The sequence below is a fragment of the Mycobacterium sp. genome, assembly GCF_049673265.1.
Classification (GTDB): Bacteria; Actinomycetota; Actinomycetes; order Mycobacteriales; family Mycobacteriaceae; genus Mycobacterium.
In genome coordinates this window covers 1-2296 of sequence record NZ_JBATXN010000481.1, presented here as the reverse complement: position 1 = coordinate 2296, position 2296 = coordinate 1, and the positions used below count along the sequence as shown (strand labels likewise).

Here is a 2296-nt window from a genome sequence, read left to right as displayed (position 1 = left end):
GGCATCGAAGCTGGCCGATACGGTGGCGGCACACTTGAGCCTCAAGATCGGCGAGAAACAGGAGCTGCTGGAAACCGCCAAGGTCGGTGAGCGGCTCGAACGTGTGTTCGGGCACATGGAATCCGAGATCGGCGTGCTGCAGGTCGAGAAGCGCATCCGCAACCGCGTCAAGCGGCAGATGGAGAAGACGCAGCGCGAGTACTACCTGAACGAGCAGCTCAAGGCGATCCAGAAGGAGCTGGGCGAGGGCGAGGACGGAAAGGACGAGACCGCCGAACTCGAAGCGCGCATCAAGAAGACCAAGTTCTCCAAGGAGGCGATGGAGAAGGCGCTGGGCGAGCTGAAGAAGCTGCGCACCATGAGCCCGATGAGCGCCGAGGCGACGGTCGTGCGCAACTATCTCGACTGGATGCTGTCGATCCCCTGGAAGAAGCGCAGCAAGGTCAAGAACGACGTGCTGGAAGCCGAGCGCGTGCTCGACGCCGACCATTACGGGCTGGAGAAGGTCAAGGAGCGCATCCTGGAATACCTCGCCGTGCAATCGCGCAGCGGCAAGATTCGCGGCCCGATCCTGTGCCTGGTGGGACCGCCCGGCGTTGGCAAGACCTCGCTCGGCAAGTCGATCGCGAAAGCGACCGGGCGCGAATTCGTACGCGTGTCGCTCGGCGGCGTGCGTGACGAGGCCGAGATTCGCGGCCATCGGCGGACCTATATCGGCTCGATGCCGGGCAAGGTCATCCAGGGCATGAAGAAGGCCAAGACCAGCAACCCGCTGTTCCTGCTCGACGAAATCGACAAGCTTGGTGCGGACTGGCGCGGCGATCCGTCCTCCGCACTGCTCGAGGTGCTGGACCCTGAGCAGAACAGCACCTTCGCCGATCACTACCTGGAGGTCGATTACGACCTGTCGGACGTGATGTTCGTGACCACCGCCAACAGCCTGCGCATGCCGCAGCCGCTGATGGACCGCATGGAGATCATCCGCATCCCCGGCTACACCGAGGATGAGAAGGTGGAGATCGCCAAGCGGCATCTGTTCGCCAAGCAGAGCGAGGCGCACAGCCTGAAGTCCGGTGAATGGTCGATCACCGATGACGGGTTGCGCGACCTGATCCGCTACTACACGCGCGAGGCGGGAGTGCGGAACCTGGAGCGCGAGATGGCCAATCTGGCGCGCAAGGCGGTCCGGGACATCGTCACCAAGAAGGTCAAGAAGGTGACCTTCACGCCGAAGAATCTCGAGAAATATGCCGGCGTGCGGAAGTTCCGCTACGGCGATCTCGAGGATGAGGACATGGTAGGCGTCGTCACCGGTCTCGCCTGGACCGAGGTGGGCGGCGAGATCCTGACCATCGAGAGCGTGATGGTGCCCGGCAAGGGCAATGTGAAGACTACCGGCAAGCTGGGCGACGTGATGCAGGAGAGCGTGTCCGCAGCCCTCTCCTACGTCCGCAGCCGCGCCGTAACCTTCGGCCTGAAGCCGACGCTGTTCGAGAAGCGCGACATCCACGTGCATGTACCCGAGGGTGCGACGCCGAAAGACGGACCTTCGGCGGGCATCGCAATGGCCACCAGCATCGTCTCGGTACTGACCGGCATTCCGGTGCGGCGCGATGTGGCAATGACGGGCGAGATCACGCTGCGCGGCCGGGTGCTGCCGATCGGTGGTCTGAAGGAGAAGCTGCTGGCGGCACTGCGGGCCGGGATCACCACAGTGTTCATCCCGAAGGAGAACGAGAAGGATCTGGCGGAGATCCCGGACAACGTGAAGAAGAACCTCACGCTGGTGCCGGTGGCGCACGTAGACGACGTCATCGCCCAAGCGCTGGCGCGCAAGCCGGAGCCGATCGAGTGGACCGAACCCCCGGATACCGAGCCGGCGGTCGCAGCCACGGTGGTCCCGCCGGCGGCGCCTTCGCTGCCGCACTGATCCGGGAGGTGGCGCGGCACGGGCGGTTAGCTCAGCGGTAGAGCATCTCGTTTACACCGAGAGGGTCGGCGGTTCGAAACCGTCACCGCCCATTCCGCCGGCTGGCGACGCTGGACACAACCGACCTGAGGAGAGTGGATGGCGGCGAGGCACAGCATCTGCCCCTGGTGGATCGGGTATCTTCTGGCCAGTCCGCTGCGGCGATTGCAGTGCGACCCGGCCGAGCTCCTGGCGCCCTATGTCCGTGAAGGCATGACAGTCCTTGAGCCCGGACCGGGCATGGGATTCTTTACGCTGGAACTGGCGCGGCGGGTCGGCCCCACCGGGCGCGTGGTCGCCATCGATATCCAGCGGCATATAATGAGG

Annotated in this window: 2 protein-coding genes and 1 tRNA gene; all 3 read left to right on the top strand. The window is 64.4% G+C overall.

The window, feature by feature from the left end; translation table 11 throughout:
* Positions 1-1930: endopeptidase La (gene lon, locus WBF82_RS16785; RefSeq protein WP_424384100.1), on the top strand; the 1930-nt coding region annotated here is incomplete at its 5' end.
* 20 nt (positions 1931-1950) lie between these two features.
* Positions 1951-2022: transfer RNA gene (locus WBF82_RS16780), tRNA-Val, on the top strand.
* 46 nt (positions 2023-2068) lie between these two features.
* On the top strand, positions 2069-2296 hold a 228-nt coding region (locus tag WBF82_RS16775; RefSeq protein ID WP_424384099.1), incomplete at its 3' end, for a methyltransferase domain-containing protein.